This is a genomic window from Streptomyces sp. NBC_01381, from assembly GCF_026340305.1.
Classification (GTDB): domain Bacteria; phylum Actinomycetota; class Actinomycetes; order Streptomycetales; family Streptomycetaceae; genus Streptomyces.
Window position 1 is genome coordinate 1,743,352 of record NZ_JAPEPI010000001.1, and the last position, 16,276, is coordinate 1,759,627.

The 16,276-nt window shown below is 69.5% G+C and carries 12 protein-coding genes and 1 riboswitch; of the genes, 10 read left to right on the forward strand and 2 right to left on the reverse strand.

Annotation, left to right across the window (positions count from 1 at the left end; translation table 11 throughout):
- Window positions 1-67: 67 nt before the first annotated feature.
- From OG453_RS08480 to OG453_RS08525, 10 genes are all read left to right on the forward strand, one after another.
- Window positions 68-1,951, forward strand: a complete 1,884-nt coding sequence (locus tag OG453_RS08480) for a sel1 repeat family protein (protein WP_266866067.1) — start codon at window positions 68-70, stop codon at window positions 1,949-1,951.
- A 16-nt stretch (window positions 1,952-1,967) separates the two neighbouring features.
- Complete coding sequence (locus OG453_RS08485) at window positions 1,968-3,248, forward strand: cytochrome P450 (protein ID WP_266866069.1); 1,281 nt, start codon at window positions 1,968-1,970, stop codon at window positions 3,246-3,248.
- Between the two features lie 161 nt (window positions 3,249-3,409).
- The gene (locus tag OG453_RS08490; protein WP_266866071.1) at window positions 3,410-4,429 is read left to right on the forward strand and encodes a transglycosylase family protein; all 1,020 of its coding nucleotides are present in this window, start codon (window positions 3,410-3,412) and stop codon (window positions 4,427-4,429) included.
- A 193-nt stretch (window positions 4,430-4,622) separates the two neighbouring features.
- Window positions 4,623-4,817, forward strand: a riboswitch (cyclic di-AMP (ydaO/yuaA leader).
- A 3-nt stretch (window positions 4,818-4,820) separates the two neighbouring features.
- A complete protein-coding gene (locus tag OG453_RS08495; RefSeq protein WP_266866073.1) occupies window positions 4,821-5,531 on the forward strand; it encodes a transglycosylase family protein in 711 nt (236 codons plus the stop codon).
- A 262-nt stretch (window positions 5,532-5,793) separates the two neighbouring features.
- The gene (gene eno, locus OG453_RS08500) at window positions 5,794-7,080 is read left to right on the forward strand and encodes a phosphopyruvate hydratase (protein WP_266866075.1); all 1,287 of its coding nucleotides are present in this window, start codon (window positions 5,794-5,796) and stop codon (window positions 7,078-7,080) included.
- A 90-nt stretch (window positions 7,081-7,170) separates the two neighbouring features.
- On the forward strand, window positions 7,171-7,647 hold the full coding sequence (locus OG453_RS08505; protein ID WP_266866077.1) for a septum formation initiator family protein: 477 nt from the start codon (window positions 7,171-7,173) through the stop codon (window positions 7,645-7,647).
- A 22-nt stretch (window positions 7,648-7,669) separates the two neighbouring features.
- A complete protein-coding gene (locus OG453_RS08510; RefSeq protein ID WP_266866079.1) occupies window positions 7,670-8,197 on the forward strand; it encodes a DUF501 domain-containing protein in 528 nt (175 codons plus the stop codon).
- A gap of 88 nt (window positions 8,198-8,285) precedes the next feature.
- Window positions 8,286-9,212, forward strand: coding sequence for a Ppx/GppA phosphatase family protein (locus OG453_RS08515; RefSeq protein ID WP_266866081.1), 927 nt, complete (start codon window positions 8,286-8,288; stop codon window positions 9,210-9,212).
- A 398-nt stretch (window positions 9,213-9,610) separates the two neighbouring features.
- Window positions 9,611-11,011, forward strand: coding sequence for an NAD(P)/FAD-dependent oxidoreductase (locus OG453_RS08520; protein WP_266866083.1), 1,401 nt, complete (start codon window positions 9,611-9,613; stop codon window positions 11,009-11,011).
- A 203-nt stretch (window positions 11,012-11,214) separates the two neighbouring features.
- Complete coding sequence (locus OG453_RS08525) at window positions 11,215-12,519, forward strand: cyclopropane-fatty-acyl-phospholipid synthase family protein (RefSeq protein ID WP_266866085.1); 1,305 nt, start codon at window positions 11,215-11,217, stop codon at window positions 12,517-12,519.
- A gap of 111 nt (window positions 12,520-12,630) precedes the next feature.
- Here OG453_RS08525 and OG453_RS08530 read toward each other — a convergent pair whose 3' ends face one another.
- Window positions 12,631-15,141: an ABC transporter permease gene (locus tag OG453_RS08530; RefSeq protein WP_266866087.1), complete on the reverse strand. Its 2,511-nt coding sequence runs from the start codon at window positions 15,139-15,141 to the stop codon at window positions 12,631-12,633.
- 113 nt (window positions 15,142-15,254) lie between these two features.
- Window positions 15,255-16,025, reverse strand: a complete 771-nt coding sequence (locus OG453_RS08535; protein ID WP_266866089.1) for an ABC transporter ATP-binding protein — start codon at window positions 16,023-16,025, stop codon at window positions 15,255-15,257.
- Window positions 16,026-16,276 lie beyond the last annotated feature (251 nt).

Sequence of the window (16,276 nt, forward strand, 5' to 3'; positions counted from 1 at the left end):
CGCCGAAGGTGCGCGGGCTCAGTACCGTTGCTTCAGGGCGAGTTGAAGCGGCTGGAGGCTTGGCTTGATGGATGCGGAACTTCTGTCTGCGGTGAGCGCGGCGCTCACCGGGGCGATGGGGACGGATGCCTGGGCGGCCATGCGGGACAGCGTCGCGCGGCTGTACGGGAGGTCCGAGGAAGCCGAAGCGGCCCAACTCGACGAGACCAGGGCGGAGCTGCTCTCCGGCGACCAGGACCAGACGCTCGGCGCGGAGGCCGAGTGGCGGGCGCAGCTGAACCGTCTGCTGAGTCAGCACCCGAGAGCTGCCGCTGAACTGCGGGACATCGTCGAGGAGTTCGGGCCACTCGCGGACGGCAGTCCGCAGGTCTGCAACGAGGTATCGGGCGGCTCGGTGGAACAGGTCGCCATGGCGCGTTCCGTCGGTTCGGTCACCATCAATGGCTCGCCCACCCCCAAGGACCACGTCGACTTCAGCAGCGGCACCTTCAACGGCCCGGGCCCCGTCATCGGCGTCCAGAACAACTACGGGCCCCGGACCGCGTCCGCCGACGGCTGGCCCCGCGCCGACCAGCTGCGGCGGACCGCGCTGGGCGTGCGGCCCGTGCGCCGGTTCGGCGACGAGTCCGCCCTGCCGCCGTACGTCGCCCGGGACTGCGACGACGAGCTGAACACCCTGATCGCGGGCGCGCTGGAGGGGGGCGGCCTGGTCGTGGTCACGGGTGAGCCGCTGTCGGGCAAGACGATGACGGCGGCCTGGGCGCTGCTCCACCGGAATGTCGGCGACGGCGCCCGGGTCCACACCCCGCACCCCGGGACGGACCTGCGCGACATCCCGGCCCAGCTGCGGGGCCGCGACCGCACCCAGACGTATGTGGTGTGGCTCGACGACCTGGAGGGCCACCTCGGTGAACACGGCCTGACCGCGGGCCTCCTCGCTCAACTCGCCCACGAGGGCGTGCTCGTCCTCGCCACGATGAGCGACGAGGCGTACGACACCCACCGCTTCGGCGGCGGCCCGGCGTCCCGCGTCCTGAGCGGCGCGGGCACGGTCCAGCTGAACTCCCGCTGGAGCGAACCGGAGCTCGCGCGGCTCGCAGAGGCAGCTGACCCTCGCCTCGTGGACGCCGCGCGGTGGCGCGGAGAGCGGGACGTCACCGAGTACTTGGCGGTCGGCCCGGAGCTGTGGGACGAGTGGCGCAGGGCGGCCCGCAGGAATCCGCTGGGGCACCTCCTGGTGCGCGCCGCGATCGATCTCGCGCGGTGCGGGCTCACCCGGGGCGTCACACCGAAGCTGCTGAGCCAGGTCCAGGAGGAGTACGGCCCGGAGGCGGCCGACGCCGACAGCGAGAGCTTCGAGGAGGCGCTCGCCTGGGCCACCGAGCCCCGGCACGGAGTGACCGGACTGCTCGTACCGGGCGAGTGGCCAGGCACCTGGCGGGCGTACGGCTCCCTGATCGCGGACGCGGCCCGCTCGCCCCTGACGGGGCCGGTGCCGGACAAGGTGTGGGTCCGTGCGTACCGCGAGCTGCAGCCCCACGACGTGGCCGAACTGGACGGCTTTGTGGCCGCCTTCCGGCTGATCCTCACCCCCCAGGCCGCGAACGGGGACGCCCCTGCCATGACGTGGCTCGGCCTCCTTGCCGAAAACGAAGGGGACACGGCGGCCGCCGAGGACTGGTACCGCAAGGCCGCGGATCTCGGAAGCACCCGTGCCGCCGGTGCGCTGGGCCGCCTCCTGGCCGTCCGCGTCGCCTACGCGGAAGCGGTTCCTCATCTCACGGCCGCCGCCGACGCGGGCGAGGCCGGGGCGGCCGCCCTCCTCGGGCAGGTCCACCAGCACCTCGCGGTCCACTACTTCCGTATCGCCAAGGCCGACGGCGACCCCATGGCCGGGCAACGCCTCAAAGGCCTCCTCCGCCCGACCGGCCAGGAGTCGGACCCTGCCTAGGGATACCGTCGACCCCATGCACGACCAGCCGCCCGCCGCCTGCCCTGCAGGAGCCGCCACCCCGCAGCCGGAACTCTTCACCTGGGAGTTCGCCACCGACCCCTACCCCGCCTACGCCTGGCTGCGTGAGAACTCGCCCGTGCACCGGACCGCGCTGCCCAGTGGCGTGGAGGCCTGGCTGGTCACCCGGTACGTCGATGCCAAGCAGGCGCTGGCCGATCAGCGGCTCAGCAAGAATCCGGCGCATCATGACGAACCCGCCCATGCCAAGAGCAAGACCGGCATCCCGGGCGAGCGCAGCGCCAATCTGATGACGCATCTGCTCAACATCGACCCGCCGGACCACACCCGCCTCCGCCGCCTCGTGTCGAAGGCCTTCACCCCCCGCCGCGTCGCCGAGTTCGCGCCCCGCGTGCAGGAGCTGACCGACCACCTCATCGACCAGTTTGCGGAGAAGGGGGAGGCCGACCTCATTCACGACTTCGCCTTCCCGCTCCCCATCTACGCCATTTGCGATCTGCTCGGCGTCCCGCGCGAGGACCAGGACGACTTCCGTGACTGGGCGGGCATGATGATCCGGCACGGCGGCGGCCCGCGCGGCGGCGTCGCGCGCTCCGTGAAGAAGATGCGGGGCTATCTCGCCGAACTCATCCACCGCAAGCGCCTCGAACCGGGCGACGACCTCATCTCCGGACTTATCCGCGCCTCCGACCACGGCGAGCACCTCACCGAGAACGAGGCCGCCGCGATGGCCTTCATTCTCCTCTTCGCCGGTTTTGAGACCACCGTCAATCTCATCGGGAACGGGACCTACGCGCTCCTCACCCACCCCGAGCAGCGCGAGCGCCTCCAGGAGTCCCTCAAGGGAGGGGACATGGGGCTGCTTGAGACCGGTATCGAGGAACTGCTCCGCTTCGATGGGCCCGTTGAGCTGGCCACCTGGCGGTTCGCCACCGAGCCGTTGACCATCGGCGGGCAGGACATCGCGCAGGGCGACCCCGTTCTCGTCGTGCTCGCCGCCGCCGACCGCGACCCCGAGCGGTTCGAGGACCCCGACACGCTCGACCTCTCCCGGCGCGACAACCAGCACCTCGGATACGGGCATGGCATTCACTATTGCCTGGGTGCGCCGCTCGCCCGGCTCGAAGGGCAGGCCGCCCTCGCGACCTTGCTACGCCGCCTCCCTGACCTGCGCCTCGCGGCGGAACCAGGTGATTTGCGCTGGCGAGGCGGGCTCATCATGCGCGGACTGCGCACGCTGCCGGTGGAGTTCACACCCGCACAGAAGCACACCTGAGGCACCCTTGAGCTGACGGTGCGTCAAGACTGTGACTTTCACGTGATCTCCGCTGCATCGACTTGTGACAACTGTTCGACTGCGGCTACGTTCACCGACGACTCGGCATCCGCTGTCGCAGCAGCCGCAGTCGCCTCTGCAGTCTTCTGAAAGGCACTTGCATGCTCTCCGGTAATGGTCGTCACCGACGCCCCCGCCAAGCCCCGGCCCTCATCGTCGCGGCAGGTGTCACCGGATCAGCCATCGCGATCCCGCTGCTCGGCGCCACCAGCGCGAGCGCCGCGGACACCGCCACCTGGGACAAGCTCGCGGAGTGCGAGAGCGGCGGCTCCTGGAGCCTGGACCCGGGCAACGGCTACTACGGCGGCCTCCAGATGTCCCAGGAGACGTGGGAGCAGTACGGCGGTCTCGACTACGCCCCCTACGCCGACCAGGCCAGCCGTTCGCAGCAGATAGCCGTCGCCGAGCAGGTCCTGGCCGACCAGGGCCCCGGCGCCTGGCCCAGCTGCGGAGTGATCGCTGGGCTGAGCAAGGACGACGCCCCGGCCGATGTCGACCCGGGTGCCCCGATCACCTCACTGCCCTCGGACGAGCCGACCGACACGAGCGGGTCCGGCGACGCGGGCGAGTCGGGTGACTCGGGCGACTCGGCCGACCCCTCGGAGAAGCCGTCTGAGGAGCCGTCGGAGAAGCCCTCCGAGAAGCCGTCCGAGAAGCCGTCCGCAAAGCCCTCGGAGAAGCCGTCCGAGAAGCCCTCCGAAAAGGCCGACTCCGGCGACGACTCCCGAGACAAGAATCACGACGAGTCGGGCGACTCCGGCAGTGATTCGGACAAGTCCGGGCAGAACGACTCCACTTCGCCCGCCACCCCGAACTCCACCCCCTCCACCGGCGCGGGCGAAGGCTCCGGCCGGCACCGCGGCGACAGCGCGGACGACGGCCAGGCCAAGAACGGCGACCGCGACGGCTCGGGGCGGCACGCGTCGCGCGGCGACGACCGCGCGAAGGACGGCGCCGACGGGACGTACACCGTCCGCTCCGGAGACAACCTCTGGACCATCGCCGACGACCTCGGCGTACAGGGCGGATGGAGCGCGCTCTACGCCGAGAACAAGAAGTCCGTCGGAACCGATCCCGACCTCATCCTCCCCGGTCAGAGCCTCGATTTGGGCGAAAAGTAAGGGAAGTTGACGAAGAGTCGGCCAGTCGCTTCGCGCTGAATGTCCGGTTTGGCGTAAGTGAGAGATGGGTCTCAGAAGCCCTGATCGTCTTTGAAATTCGGCGGATCGCATGACTACGGTCGTGACCGCTCGCCACAGCGGGCCCCGCCGGTCGGTACGCCTAGTCCTGCCAACGGCCGTTCGGGAACAGTCGTCGCGTCAAGCGCCGTAGGCAGGAGCGGGGGACCCAATGGTTTCCGCCGGGCCCGGCCGCACAGCAGCAGAACGAAGAAGCTGCCGAGCGGAGTTGGGACCGGCTAGGGGTTAAGTCGCGCTCAAGAAGCGCGGCCGGGCAACTTCATCGGCCCGAACCCGACAGCTCACCTCGTAGGCGTCGGTGAGGGGATCACTCATGCTGTTTTCCAGCAAGGGCAAGCACCGTCGTCCGTCCAAGGCCACCCGTGTCGCCACGCTCGCCGGCGTCACCGGTGTCGCGGTCGCCGCCCCGCTGATGGCCGCCGGATCGGCCTCCGCCGCCACCGGTTCCGAGTGGGACTCCGTCGCCCAGTGCGAGGCCGGCGGCAACTGGTCCATCAACACCGGCAACGGCTACTACGGCGGCCTGCAGTTCTCGGCCTCCACCTGGGCCGCGTACGGCGGCACGAAGTACGCCGCCACCGCCGACCAGGCCTCCAAGGCCCAGCAGATAGAGATCGGCGAGAAGGTTCTCGCGGGTCAGGGCAAGGGTGCCTGGCCGAGCTGTGGCGTGGGCCTCTCGGGTGCCGCGTACAGCGGTGGCGGTGCCGAGGAGAGCGCGCCGCAGCAGCAGCCGGCCGAGCAGCCGCAGAGCCAGCCGAGCGCCCAGACCGAGGCGCCGAAGCAGGAGGCCGCCCCGAAGCAGGCCGCCCCGAAGGCCGAGTCCAAGAAGACCGTCGAGACCCCGACCGGCAAGAAGGTCAAGAAGGGCGACGGCGAGTACAAGGTCAAGAAGGGCGACACCCTCTCCAAGATCGCCGAGGAGAAGGACGTCAAGGGCGGCTGGCACAAGGTGTACAAGCTCAACGGCGACATCATCGACAACGCCGACATGATCTACCCCGGTCAGCAGCTGCACCTCAGCTAAGAGCTGACAGAGCGGCGGCCGCGCCTCGGCGGAAGCGCGGCCCGCCCCACCCCCGTCCCCACGGGCTCCCCGTCCCGGTGCGCGTATCCCCCGTACGCACCGGGGCGGGGTCTTTTTGATCCACCGCTTTGTTCCGTTCGGAAACTTTTTGCTCTCGGTTTGTCCACAGGGCGGTCGCTCGGCTGGCTCTTGTCCGGGAGCCGGTTAGGCTCGTGTCCGCGAGGCCAACGCCCCGCGTACCCGCGTCACATCCCAGAAGGAGATGCTCGTGCCGTCCATCGACGTCGTCGTAGCCCGGGAAATCCTGGACTCCCGAGGCAACCCCACGGTCGAGGTCGAGGTCGGCCTCGACGACGGCAGCACGGGTCGTGCCGCCGTTCCGTCCGGTGCGTCCACCGGTGCTTTCGAGGCCATCGAACTCCGTGACGGTGACCCCAACCGTTACCAGGGCAAGGGCGTGGAGAAGGCCGTCCTCGCCGTCATCGAGCAGATCGGCCCGGAGCTCGTCGGGTACGACGCCACCGAGCAGCGCCTGATCGACCAGGCCATGTTCGACCTGGACGCCACCGACAACAAGGGCTCGCTCGGCGCCAACGCCATCCTCGGCGTCTCCCTCGCCGTCGCGCACGCCGCCTCCGAGGCCAGCGACCTGCCGCTGTTCCGCTACCTCGGCGGCCCGAACGCGCACCTGCTGCCCGTCCCGATGATGAACATCCTGAACGGCGGGTCGCACGCCGACTCCAACGTCGACATCCAGGAGTTCATGATCGCGCCGATCGGCGCCGAGTCGTTCTCCGAGGCCCTGCGCTGGGGCACCGAGGTCTACCACACCCTCAAGAAGGTCCTGAAGGACAAGGGTCTGTCGACCGGCCTCGGCGACGAGGGCGGCTTCGCCCCGAACCTGGACTCCAACCGCGCCGCGCTCGACCTCATCGTCGAGGCCATCAAGCAGGCCGGTTACGTCCCCGGCGAGCAGGTCGCGCTCGCCCTCGACGTCGCCGCGTCCGAGTTCTACAAGGACGGCAAGTACGAGTTCGAGGGCAAGTCCCGCTCGGCCGCCGAGATGACCGAGTACTACGAGGAGCTCGTCGCCGCGTACCCGCTGGTCTCCATCGAGGACCCGCTGTTCGAGGACGACTGGGCCGGCTGGAACGTCATCACCGAGAAGCTCGGCGAGAAGGTCCAGCTCGTGGGCGACGACCTGTTCGTCACCAACCCGGAGCGCCTGGCCCGCGGCATCGAGGAGAAGTCCGCGAACGCCCTGCTGGTCAAGGTCAACCAGATCGGCTCGCTGACCGAGACGCTCGACGCGGTCGAGATGGCCCAGCGCAGCGGCTTCAAGTGCATGATGTCCCACCGCTCCGGCGAGACCGAGGACGTCACCATCGCCGACCTGGCCGTCGCCACCAACTGCGGCCAGATCAAGACCGGCGCCCCGGCCCGCTCCGAGCGCGTCGCCAAGTACAACCAGCTCCTGCGCATCGAGGAGATCCTGGACGACGCGGCGGTCTACGCCGGTCGCTCGGCGTTCCCCCGCTTCAAGGGCTGAGCCGTAGTCACGCTGTAGTTACGTACGTCCCCGTACTCGGTCCCGTACCGTGTGCGGGGACGTACGCGCGTGTGAACGGGAGGCGGGGACATGGCCGTGAAGGACCGGGACCGGTTCTCCACCGCGACCAGGCTGCGGCTGTTCGGCGAGCAGACCGCGGAGCGCGTCTACCGCTCCCAGACCAAGCGCCAGGCCCGCCGCTCCCGGCTCACCGGCCGGGCGGCGCTCCTCGCGCTTGTGCTCTGCTCCCTCGTCGTCGCGCTCGCGTACCCGATAAGGCAGTACGTCTCCCAGCGCGCCGAGATCGCCGATCAGCGCCGGGAGCAGGCCGAGCGCCGCGAGAACGTCGAGAGGCTGAAGGACGAGAAGGCGCGCTGGCGTGACGACGCGTACGCGGAGCAGCGCATCCGGGACCGGCTGCACTATGTGATGCCGGGCGAGACCGGGTTCACGGTGATCGATCCCGCGGCGACGAAGAGCCGCCGCGCCGACCAGGGGGCGGCCACGCGCCCCTGGTACTCGAACGTATGGGACGGCGTCGACAAGGCCGACCGCCCCGACGACTGACCCAAGGACATGAAAGACAGGCATGGAAACGCCCCCGCCGACCACCCCGCGCACCGAGCCCACCGACGCCGACGTCGAGGCCTTCAAGCAGCAGCTCGGCCGCCCGCCGCGCGGCCTGCGGGCCATCGCACACCGCTGCCCGTGCGGGCAGCCGGACGTCGTCGAGACGGCGCCGCGCCTGCCGGACGGGACGCCGTTCCCGACGACGTACTACCTGACGTGCCCGCGGGCCGCGTCCGCGATCGGCACGCTGGAAGCCAACGGCGTCATGAAGGAAATGTCCGAGCGGCTCAAGACGGACCCCGAGCTGGCCGCCGCGTACCGCGCGGCGCACGAGGACTACATCGCGCGCCGTGACGCCATCGAGGTCCTGGAGGGCTTCCCGAGCGCGGGCGGCATGCCGGACCGCGTGAAGTGCCTGCACGTCCTGGTCGGCCACTCCTTGGCCGCGGGCCCCGGAGTAAACCCCCTGGGCGACGAGGCCATCGCGATGCTCCCGGAGTGGTGGCGCAAGGGCGCGTGCGTTTCGACGACCGAGGAACAGGGCTGACCCCGCCGCCGCTTCGCGGCGGGCTTGCTCCCCACCCACCCGCCCTTCTTCGGGGGCTGAGCCCCCATCCCGTGACAGGAGAGCGCGCATGACCCGCGTCGCCGCGATTGATTGCGGTACCAACTCCATCCGTCTGCTCGTCGCAGACGCCGACCCCGCGACCGGCGAACTGGTCGACCTGGACCGCAGGATGACCATCGTCCGCCTGGGCCAGGGCGTGGACAAGACGGGCCGCCTGGCGCCAGAGGCACTCGCCCGCACCTTCGCGGCCTGCCACGAGTACGCCGAGGTGATCAAGCGCCACGGAGCGGAGCGCCTCCGCTTCGTCGCGACCTCCGCATCCCGCGACGCCGAGAACCGGGACGACTTCGTACGCGGAGTCCTGGACATCCTCGGCGTCGAGCCGGAGGTCATCAGCGGCGACCAGGAGGCCGAGTTCTCCTTCACGGGGGCGACGAAGGAGCTGACCGGCACCGACCACCTCGCCAAGCCCTACCTCGTCGTCGACATCGGCGGCGGCTCCACGGAGTTCGTGGTCGGCGAGGAGCACGCCCGCGCCGCCCGCTCCGTCGACATCGGCTGCGTACGCCTCACGGAACGGCACGTCCGCAGCGACCCGCCCGCGCCCGCCGAACTCGACGCCGTCCGCGCCGACATCGAGGCCGCGCTCGACCTCGCGGAGCAGACGGTCCCGATCCGCGAGGCCCGCACCCTGGTCGGCCTCGCGGGCTCCGTCACCACCGTGGCGGCCATCGCGCTCGGCCTCGACGCGTACGACTCCGCGGCGATCCACCACTCCCGTATCTCGTACGAGCAGGTCGCCGAGATCGTCGGGCGGCTCGCCGGGTCCACCCACGACGAGCGCGCCGCGATCCCGGTGATGCACCCGGGCCGCGTCGACGTGATCGTTTCGGGCGCTCTCGTGCTGTTGGCGATCATGGACCGGACGGGGGCCGGGGAGGTCGTCGTCAGCGAGCACGACATCCTCGACGGGATCGGATGGTCCCTCGCGTGAGCGGTTCCAGTGGCGTCTGAGCGCCTGGTGAGGGGCCTGGAGGGCCCTTCGGCGACGTCCTGTCGGGAAACTTCGTGAAGTTCTTCACAAGGAATTGGCCTCGGTTGGGCCAGGTTCTTGGGTTCTGAGCCCTGGAATGTGCCCGTCCGGCGCCTCTTGACCCGTGACAGTGAAGGTTCGGGCGCATGTCCGGAGTGTGAAGCGGCCGCGTGGTCCACTGTGCGAAATGGGCCAGAGCGGCAGCTCACAAGGGGTGCACAACGTCTCGGGTGAAGTCGTGGTTCCCCTGGGGGGCTATGGCCTGCGTCACGTGGGCGGCGAAGTGTAGCAGAGGGTGTACCCATGCTTGTGAAGGGGCGCACGAGCGACCCCCGTCGGGCAGGTGGATACTCGATGGCATGAGCACCACGGAGCGTCCCAGGATCCTCGTAGTAGGCGGTGGGTACGTAGGCCTGTACGCAGCTCGGCGCATCCTCAAGAAGATGCGCTACGGAGAGGCGACCGTCACGGTCGTCGACCCCCGGTCGTACATGACCTACCAGCCCTTCCTCCCCGAAGCCGCAGCCGGCAGCATTTCGCCTCGGCACGTCGTCGTCCCGCTGCGACGCGTGCTGCCCAAGGCGGAAGTTCTGACCGGCCGGGTCACCACCATCGACCAGGACCGCAAGGTCGCCACGATCGCCCCCCTCGTGGGCGAGGCGTACGAGCTGCCTTTCGACTACCTGGTCATCGCGATGGGCGCGGTCTCCCGCACCTTCCCGATCCCCGGCCTCGCCGAGCAGGGCATCGGCATGAAGGGCATCGAGGAGGCCATCGGCCTGCGCAACCACGTCCTCGAGCAGCTCGACAAGGCTGACTCCACGACGGACGAGGAGGTCCGCCGCAAGGCGCTGACCTTCGTCTTCGTCGGCGGTGGCTTCGCGGGCGCGGAGACCATCGGTGAGGTCGAGGACATGGCCCGCGACGCGGCCAAGTACTACACCAGCGTGAAGCGCGAGGACATGCGCTTCATCCTGGTCGACGCCGCCGACAAGATCCTTCCCGAGGTCGGCCCGAAGCTGGGCCAGTACGGCAAGGAGCACCTGGAGGGCCGTGGGGTCGAGGTCTACCTCTCCACCTCCATGGACTCCTGCGTCGACGGCCACGTGGTGCTCAAGAACGGCCTCGAGGTCGACTCCAACACCATCGTGTGGACCGCCGGCGTGAAGCCGAACCCGGCGCTCGCCCGCTTCGGCCTGCCGCTCGGCCCGCGCGGCCACGTGGACGCCGAGCCGACCCTCCAGGTCAAGGGCACGGACTACATCTGGACCGCGGGCGACAACGCCCAGGTGCCGGACCTCGTGGGCCGCAAGGCCGGCAACGAGAACGCCTGGTGCCCGCCGAACGCCCAGCACGCGCTGCGTCAGGCGAAGGTCCTCGGCGACAACGTGATCTCCGGTATGCGGGGCTTCCCGCAGAAGGAGTACAGCCACGCCAACAAGGGTGCGGTCGCCGGTCTCGGCCTGCACAAGGGCGTCGCGATGATCGTCATGGGCAAGGTGAAGATCAAGCTCAAGGGCCGTCTCGCCTGGTACATGCACCGCGGCTACCACGGCATGGCCATGCCGACCTTCAACCGCAAGATCCGCGTCCTCGCCGACTGGACCCTCGCGGTCTTCCTCAAGCGCGAGGTCGTCTCGCTCGGCGCCATGGAGACGCCGCGCGAGGAGTTCTACGAGGCCGCCAAGCCCGCGCCGAAGCCCGCCGCGGCCGCGGAGGCTCCGGTCGCCAAGGCCGAGGAGAAGGCCAAGGCCTCCTGACCTGCGGTCATTGATCAACCCCGAAGGGGTCGCCCGCCATCCGTGGTGCGGGCGGCCCCTTCGGCTTTTCCACCGCCTCGTACATGGCCGTTACATGTATTTTGCCGATCTGTAACGCCACAGGGGGACTGCGCGAGCGCCCCGTTGGTGTTTACGTGGTGTTGAACCTATCCGGGATATCCCGAATCACGGAGGTGTGCACCATGCCAAGCGCCGCACCGCGGCTGAAGAAGCTTGCCGAACAGTTGCTGGGAGCCCCGCTCCCTGTACGTATTCGTGCCTGGGATGGTTCGGAAGCGGGCCCGCCGGGTGCGCCCGCCCTCGTCGTGCGCAGCCGCAGGGCCCTGCGCCACCTGATCTGGAAGCCGGGCGAACTGGGTCTGGCCCGCGCCTGGGTGGCCGGGGACCTGGACGTCGAAGGAGACCTGTACGCCGCGCTCGACGCGCTCGCCGAGTTCATCTGGGAACGCGGCGACGACGCCAAGAGCCTCAGGGAATCCCTGCGCGACCCCGAGTTCCGCGCCGCCGCCCGCTCGCTGATCGCCCTGGCCGCGCCGTTCCTGCCGCCGTCCCCGCCGCAGGAGGAGATGCGCAGGCGCGGCCGGCTCCATCTGCACACCAAGGGCAGCGACCGCCAGGCCATCAGCCACCACTACGACGTGGGCAACGACTTCTACGAGCTGGTGCTCGGCCCCTCGATGGTCTACTCGTGCGCATACTGGGGGGCCGATGGAGAGGAAGCCTCCACCCTGGAGGACGCCCAGCGCGACAAGCTGGAGCTCATCGCCCGCAAGCTCGCCCTCAAGCCCGGGATGCGGCTGCTCGACGTCGGCTGCGGCTGGGGTTCCATGGCGATCCACGCGGCCCGCGAGCACGGCGTCGCCGTCGTCGGCGTCACGCTCTCCCAGGAGCAGGCCGCGTACGCAAGGAAGCGCATCGCGGAGGAGGGCCTGACCGACAAGGTCGAGATCCGCGTCCAGGACTACCGCGATGTCCGCGACGGCCCGTACGACGCCATCTCCTCCATCGGTATGGCCGAACATGTCGGCTCCGAGCGCTACTTGGAGTACGCACACGACCTGCACGCCCTCCTCAAGCCCGGCGGGCGGCTGCTCAACCACCAGATCGCGCGCCGCCCGCAGGAGGACGAGTCCGCGTACTCGGTGGACGAGTTCATCGACGCCTATGTCTTCCCGGACGGGGAGCTGGCGCCTGTGGGGACCACGGTGGGGCTCCTGGAGCGGGCCGGGTTCGAGGTGCGTGACGTGGAGGCCATCCGTGAGCACTATGCCCTCACCCTGCGGAGGTGGGTCGCCAATCTTGAGGCCGATTGGGAGGTGGGCCAGCGGTTGACCTCGCCGGGGCGGGCGAGGATCTGGCGGCTCTACATGGCCGCCTCTGCGCTGTCCTTTGAGCGCAATCGGATCGGCGTCAATCAGGTTCTCGCCGTGAAGACTCCGGAGGTTGGCACCTCCGGGGTGCCGTTGCGGGCGCGCGATTGGCGTTAGCGGCTTTTCGTCTGCGGGTCCGACGTGGCTGGTCGCGCAGTTCCCCGCGCCCCTGACTGGGCCCCGGACGGCAAGCCGTCCGGGGCCCAGGTCAGCGCGCACCGCGCGGTGCTACTCGCTCTTAATCGCCTGCAGCGGGTTCAGTCGTGCCGCGCTGCGGGCCGGCCAGACCGCCGCGAGGACGCCGACCACCGCGGCGATCAGCAGGAAGATCGCGATGCGGCCGTACGGGATCTCCATGGAGTACGTCTTCACCGTCTCGGCGATGCTGCCGCCCGCCGCCCAGCCCATGAAGAGGCCGAGGCCGATGCCGAGCACCGCGCCGAACAGGGAGATCACGACCGACTCCAGGCGCACCATCTGCTTGACCTTCGCGCGGTCGAGGCCGATGGCCCGCAGCATGCCGATCTCGTGCTTCCGCTCGAAGACCGACATGGCCAGGGTGTTGATGACACCGAGGACCGCGATCAGGATCGCCATGGCGAGCAGGCCGTACAGCATGTTCAGGACCATGTTGATGGCGCCGCCGATGGCGTTGCTGATCGCCTGCTTGTCCTGGATGGTGATGGCCGGGTTGTCGCCCAGGGCCTTGACGATGGAGTCCTCGGCGCTGTCGGACGCGCCGCCCTTCATCTTCAGGAGCACCTGCTTGTCGACGATCTTGTCGAGGTGCGGGTCGACGACGGACGTCGGCGCGAACATGCCGTTGAGCATCTCGTTTGCCTCGTAGACGCCGGCCACCTTCAGCCGGACCGTCTTGCTGTCCTCGTCGAACTTCACCGGGATGGTGTCGCCCGCCTTGATGCCCTTGTCCTTGGCGGTGTCCGAGTCCACCAGCGTGGACTCACCCTTGAAGGCGTCCATCGAACCGCTGGTGAAGTCCAGGCCGACCAGCTCGCCGATGGTCTTCGGGTCGACGCCGGAGATGGAGGTGTAGCTGCCGTCGGTCTCGCCGTACGCGGCGCGCAGCGGGCTGCTCGCCTCGACGTCGGGGAGCTTGTCGAGCTTCTCGCGGACCTCGGGGGCCAGCGGCTGGAAGTTCGCCATGGAGACGCTGTAGTCGGCCTTCAGGGAGTCGACCGCCATCTTGTTGATGGCGCTGCTCATGGAGGTCGCGACGACCGTCATCGCGGTGATGAGGGTCAGGCCGATCATCAGGGCCGACGCCGTGGAGGCCGTACGGCGCGGATTGCGCACCGAGTTGAGGCGCGACAGCTTGCCGGCGACGCCGAACGGCTTCAGGAGCGGGGCCGACGCGGCGATGACCGGGCGCGAGAGCAGCGGGGTGAGGACGATGACGCCGACGAGGATGACACCGGCGCCGCCGGCCATCACGTAGTTGTCGTCCATGAAGAGCATGACCGTGCCGAGCGCGACGATCAGCGAGCCGATCGTGTTGCGTACGACAAGACCGCGGGTGGTCGGCGTCGCGTGCACGCTGTTCATCGCGGCGACCGGCGGGATCCGCGCGGCGCGGCGGCCCGGCAGCCAGGCGGCCAGCATGGTCACGACCACGCCGATCACGAGCGCCACGACGACCGTGGTCGGGGCGATGACGAGGGGGCCCTGGGGCAGCGAGGCGCCGCCCGAGTTCATCAGGGCCTCCAGGCCCGTGGAGACGCCGATGCCGAGCCCGAAGCCGGCCACGGCGGCGACCAGGCCGACCAGGAACGCCTCGATGAGCACGGAACGGGTGACCTGGCGGCGCGACGCACCGACCGCCCGCATCAGGGCCAGCTCCTTGGTGCGCTGGGCGACCAGCATGGTGAAGGTGTTGGCGATGATGAAGATGCCGACGAAGAGCGCGATGCCCGCGAAGATCAGCAGGACCTGGCTCATCGAGCTGGTCTGCTGCTCGATCATCGCGTCCTGGTCGTCGGAGAGCTGGGTGCCGGTGACGGCGTCCGTGTCCTTGGGCAGGATCTTCTCGACCGAGCTCTTGAGCGCGGTCTCGGAGGTGCCGGCGGCCGCCTTCACGTCGATCTCGTCGTACTCGGTCTTGTTCAGCGCCTTCAGCGCGGTCGCGTTGTCGAAGACCATCAGGCTGCCGCCCGCGACGACACTGCCGTCGTCGGTGTCGAAGACGCCGCTGACCTTCGCCTCCCGCACCGGACCCTCGGTGGAGTAGCGGACCGTGTCGCCGACCTTGTAGCCGGTGCGCTCGGCGGTGCGCGAGTCCAGGGCGACATCGCCCGCGGACTTGGGCGCGGCGCCCTCGGTGAAGTCGTAGCGCGGGTCCTTGCCGTCCTTGGCCGGGTAGTAGTTGGAGCCGGTGGTGCCCCACTCGCCGCCGACCAGCTTGCCGTCCTTGTCGGCGAGCGCGGTGAATCCGGAGACCCCGCCGATCGCCGATGCGGCGCCGGGCAGCTCCTTGGTCTTGGCGAGCAGGGAGTCGGTGAGCCGGGGCTGCTGCTTGGTCTCGTCGTCGGAGCCGCCGTTCTGCTGGATGGCGACCGAGACGTGGTCGAAGCTCTTCGCCGACTTGTTCTTGTAGGCGTTGCCGAAGGTGTCGGTGAAGACGAGGGTGCCGGAGACGAAGGCGACGCCGAGCATGACGGCGAGCACGGTCATCAACAGCCTGGCCTTGTGCGCGAGCACGTTGCGCAGGGCGGTACGGAACATGGTGTGAGTCCTGGAGAGAGAGGGCCGAGGGGCGCGCCCCGAAGGGGCGCGGGGAACTGCGCGACCAGCCACGACGGACCGCAGGCGGTGAACCTGCGGACGTGGCACGGCGCTTAGCTCGTACGGCCCTTCGCGTCGAAGGACTTCATCCGGTCAAGCACGCCCTCGGCGCTCGGCGAGAGCATCTCGTCGACGACCCGCCCATCGGCGAGGAAGATCACGCGATCCGCGTACGCCGCCGCCACCGGGTCATGGGTGACCATCACGACGGTCTGCCCCAGCTCGCGTACGGAGTTCCGGAGGAAGCCAAGCACCTCGGCACCGGACCGCGAGTCCAGGTTTCCGGTGGGCTCGTCACCGAAGATGATGTCCGGCTGAGAGGCCAACGCACGGGCCACCGCGACGCGCTGCTGCTGCCCGCCGGAGAGCTCGGTGGGCCGGTGGCTGAGCCGCTCGGCGAGGCCGACCATGCTGATGACCTGCTCCAGCCACGCCTTGTCCGGCTTGCGGCCCGCGATGTCCATCGGCAGCGTGATGTTCTCCAGGGCGGTCAGCGTCGGCAGCAGGTTGAAAGCCTGGAAGATGAAGCCGATCTTGTCCCTGCGGAGCTTGGTGAGCTGCTTGTCCTTGAGGGTGGAGAGCTCGGTCTCGCCGATCCGCACGGAGCCGCCGCTGAAGCTGTCGAGCCCCGCGACGCAGTGCATGAGCGTCGACTTGCCGGAGCCCGAGGGGCCCATGATCGCGGTGAACTCGCCCTGCCGGAAGTCGACGGAGACATGGTCCAGGGCGACCACCTGCGTCTCGCCCTGTCCGTACACCTTGGAGAGATCCGTGGCGCGCGCTGCCACGGCGGTGGCGCGGGCGGCGAAGGGGGTGGTGGTCACGGGACGGTGCTCCTGTCGGGACGACGAGTGGGGACGTACTCCATCGTGCTTGCCGATCCGCGCCGTGTAGTCAGCCGCTGTTCCGGTTCCCGGGGCCCTCTCCAGTCGGACCCGGGACGCCCTTGTCATACCTGGGGATGACACCTGCCCCTGAGACGGGCAGCAGGCGGAAGCGAGCCGGGTGCGGTCCGGCTGCGGCTAAATTCCGTCATTCCGTGCAGGAGGCCGGGAACTCGCGGAATGGCCTGCGG

Excerpts from the sequence above, each read along its gene's own strand:
- OG453_RS08480 (WP_266866067.1), top strand. The coding sequence starts at position 68 with ATGGATGCGGAACTTCTGTCTGCGGTGAGCGCGGCGCTCACCGGGGCG.
- OG453_RS08485 (WP_266866069.1), top strand. The coding sequence starts at position 1,968 with ATGCACGACCAGCCGCCCGCCGCCTGCCCTGCAGGAGCCGCCACCCCG.
- OG453_RS08490 (WP_266866071.1), top strand. The coding sequence starts at position 3,410 with ATGCTCTCCGGTAATGGTCGTCACCGACGCCCCCGCCAAGCCCCGGCC.
- OG453_RS08495 (WP_266866073.1), top strand. The coding sequence starts at position 4,821 with ATGCTGTTTTCCAGCAAGGGCAAGCACCGTCGTCCGTCCAAGGCCACC.
- eno (WP_266866075.1), top strand. The coding sequence starts at position 5,794 with ATGCTCGTGCCGTCCATCGACGTCGTCGTAGCCCGGGAAATCCTGGAC.
- OG453_RS08505 (WP_266866077.1), top strand. The coding sequence starts at position 7,171 with ATGGCCGTGAAGGACCGGGACCGGTTCTCCACCGCGACCAGGCTGCGG.
- OG453_RS08510 (WP_266866079.1), top strand. The coding sequence starts at position 7,670 with ATGGAAACGCCCCCGCCGACCACCCCGCGCACCGAGCCCACCGACGCC.
- OG453_RS08515 (WP_266866081.1), top strand. The coding sequence starts at position 8,286 with ATGACCCGCGTCGCCGCGATTGATTGCGGTACCAACTCCATCCGTCTG.
- OG453_RS08520 (WP_266866083.1), top strand. The coding sequence starts at position 9,611 with ATGAGCACCACGGAGCGTCCCAGGATCCTCGTAGTAGGCGGTGGGTAC.
- OG453_RS08525 (WP_266866085.1), top strand. The coding sequence starts at position 11,215 with ATGCCAAGCGCCGCACCGCGGCTGAAGAAGCTTGCCGAACAGTTGCTG.
- OG453_RS08530 (WP_266866087.1), bottom strand. The coding sequence starts at position 15,141 with ATGTTCCGTACCGCCCTGCGCAACGTGCTCGCGCACAAGGCCAGGCTG.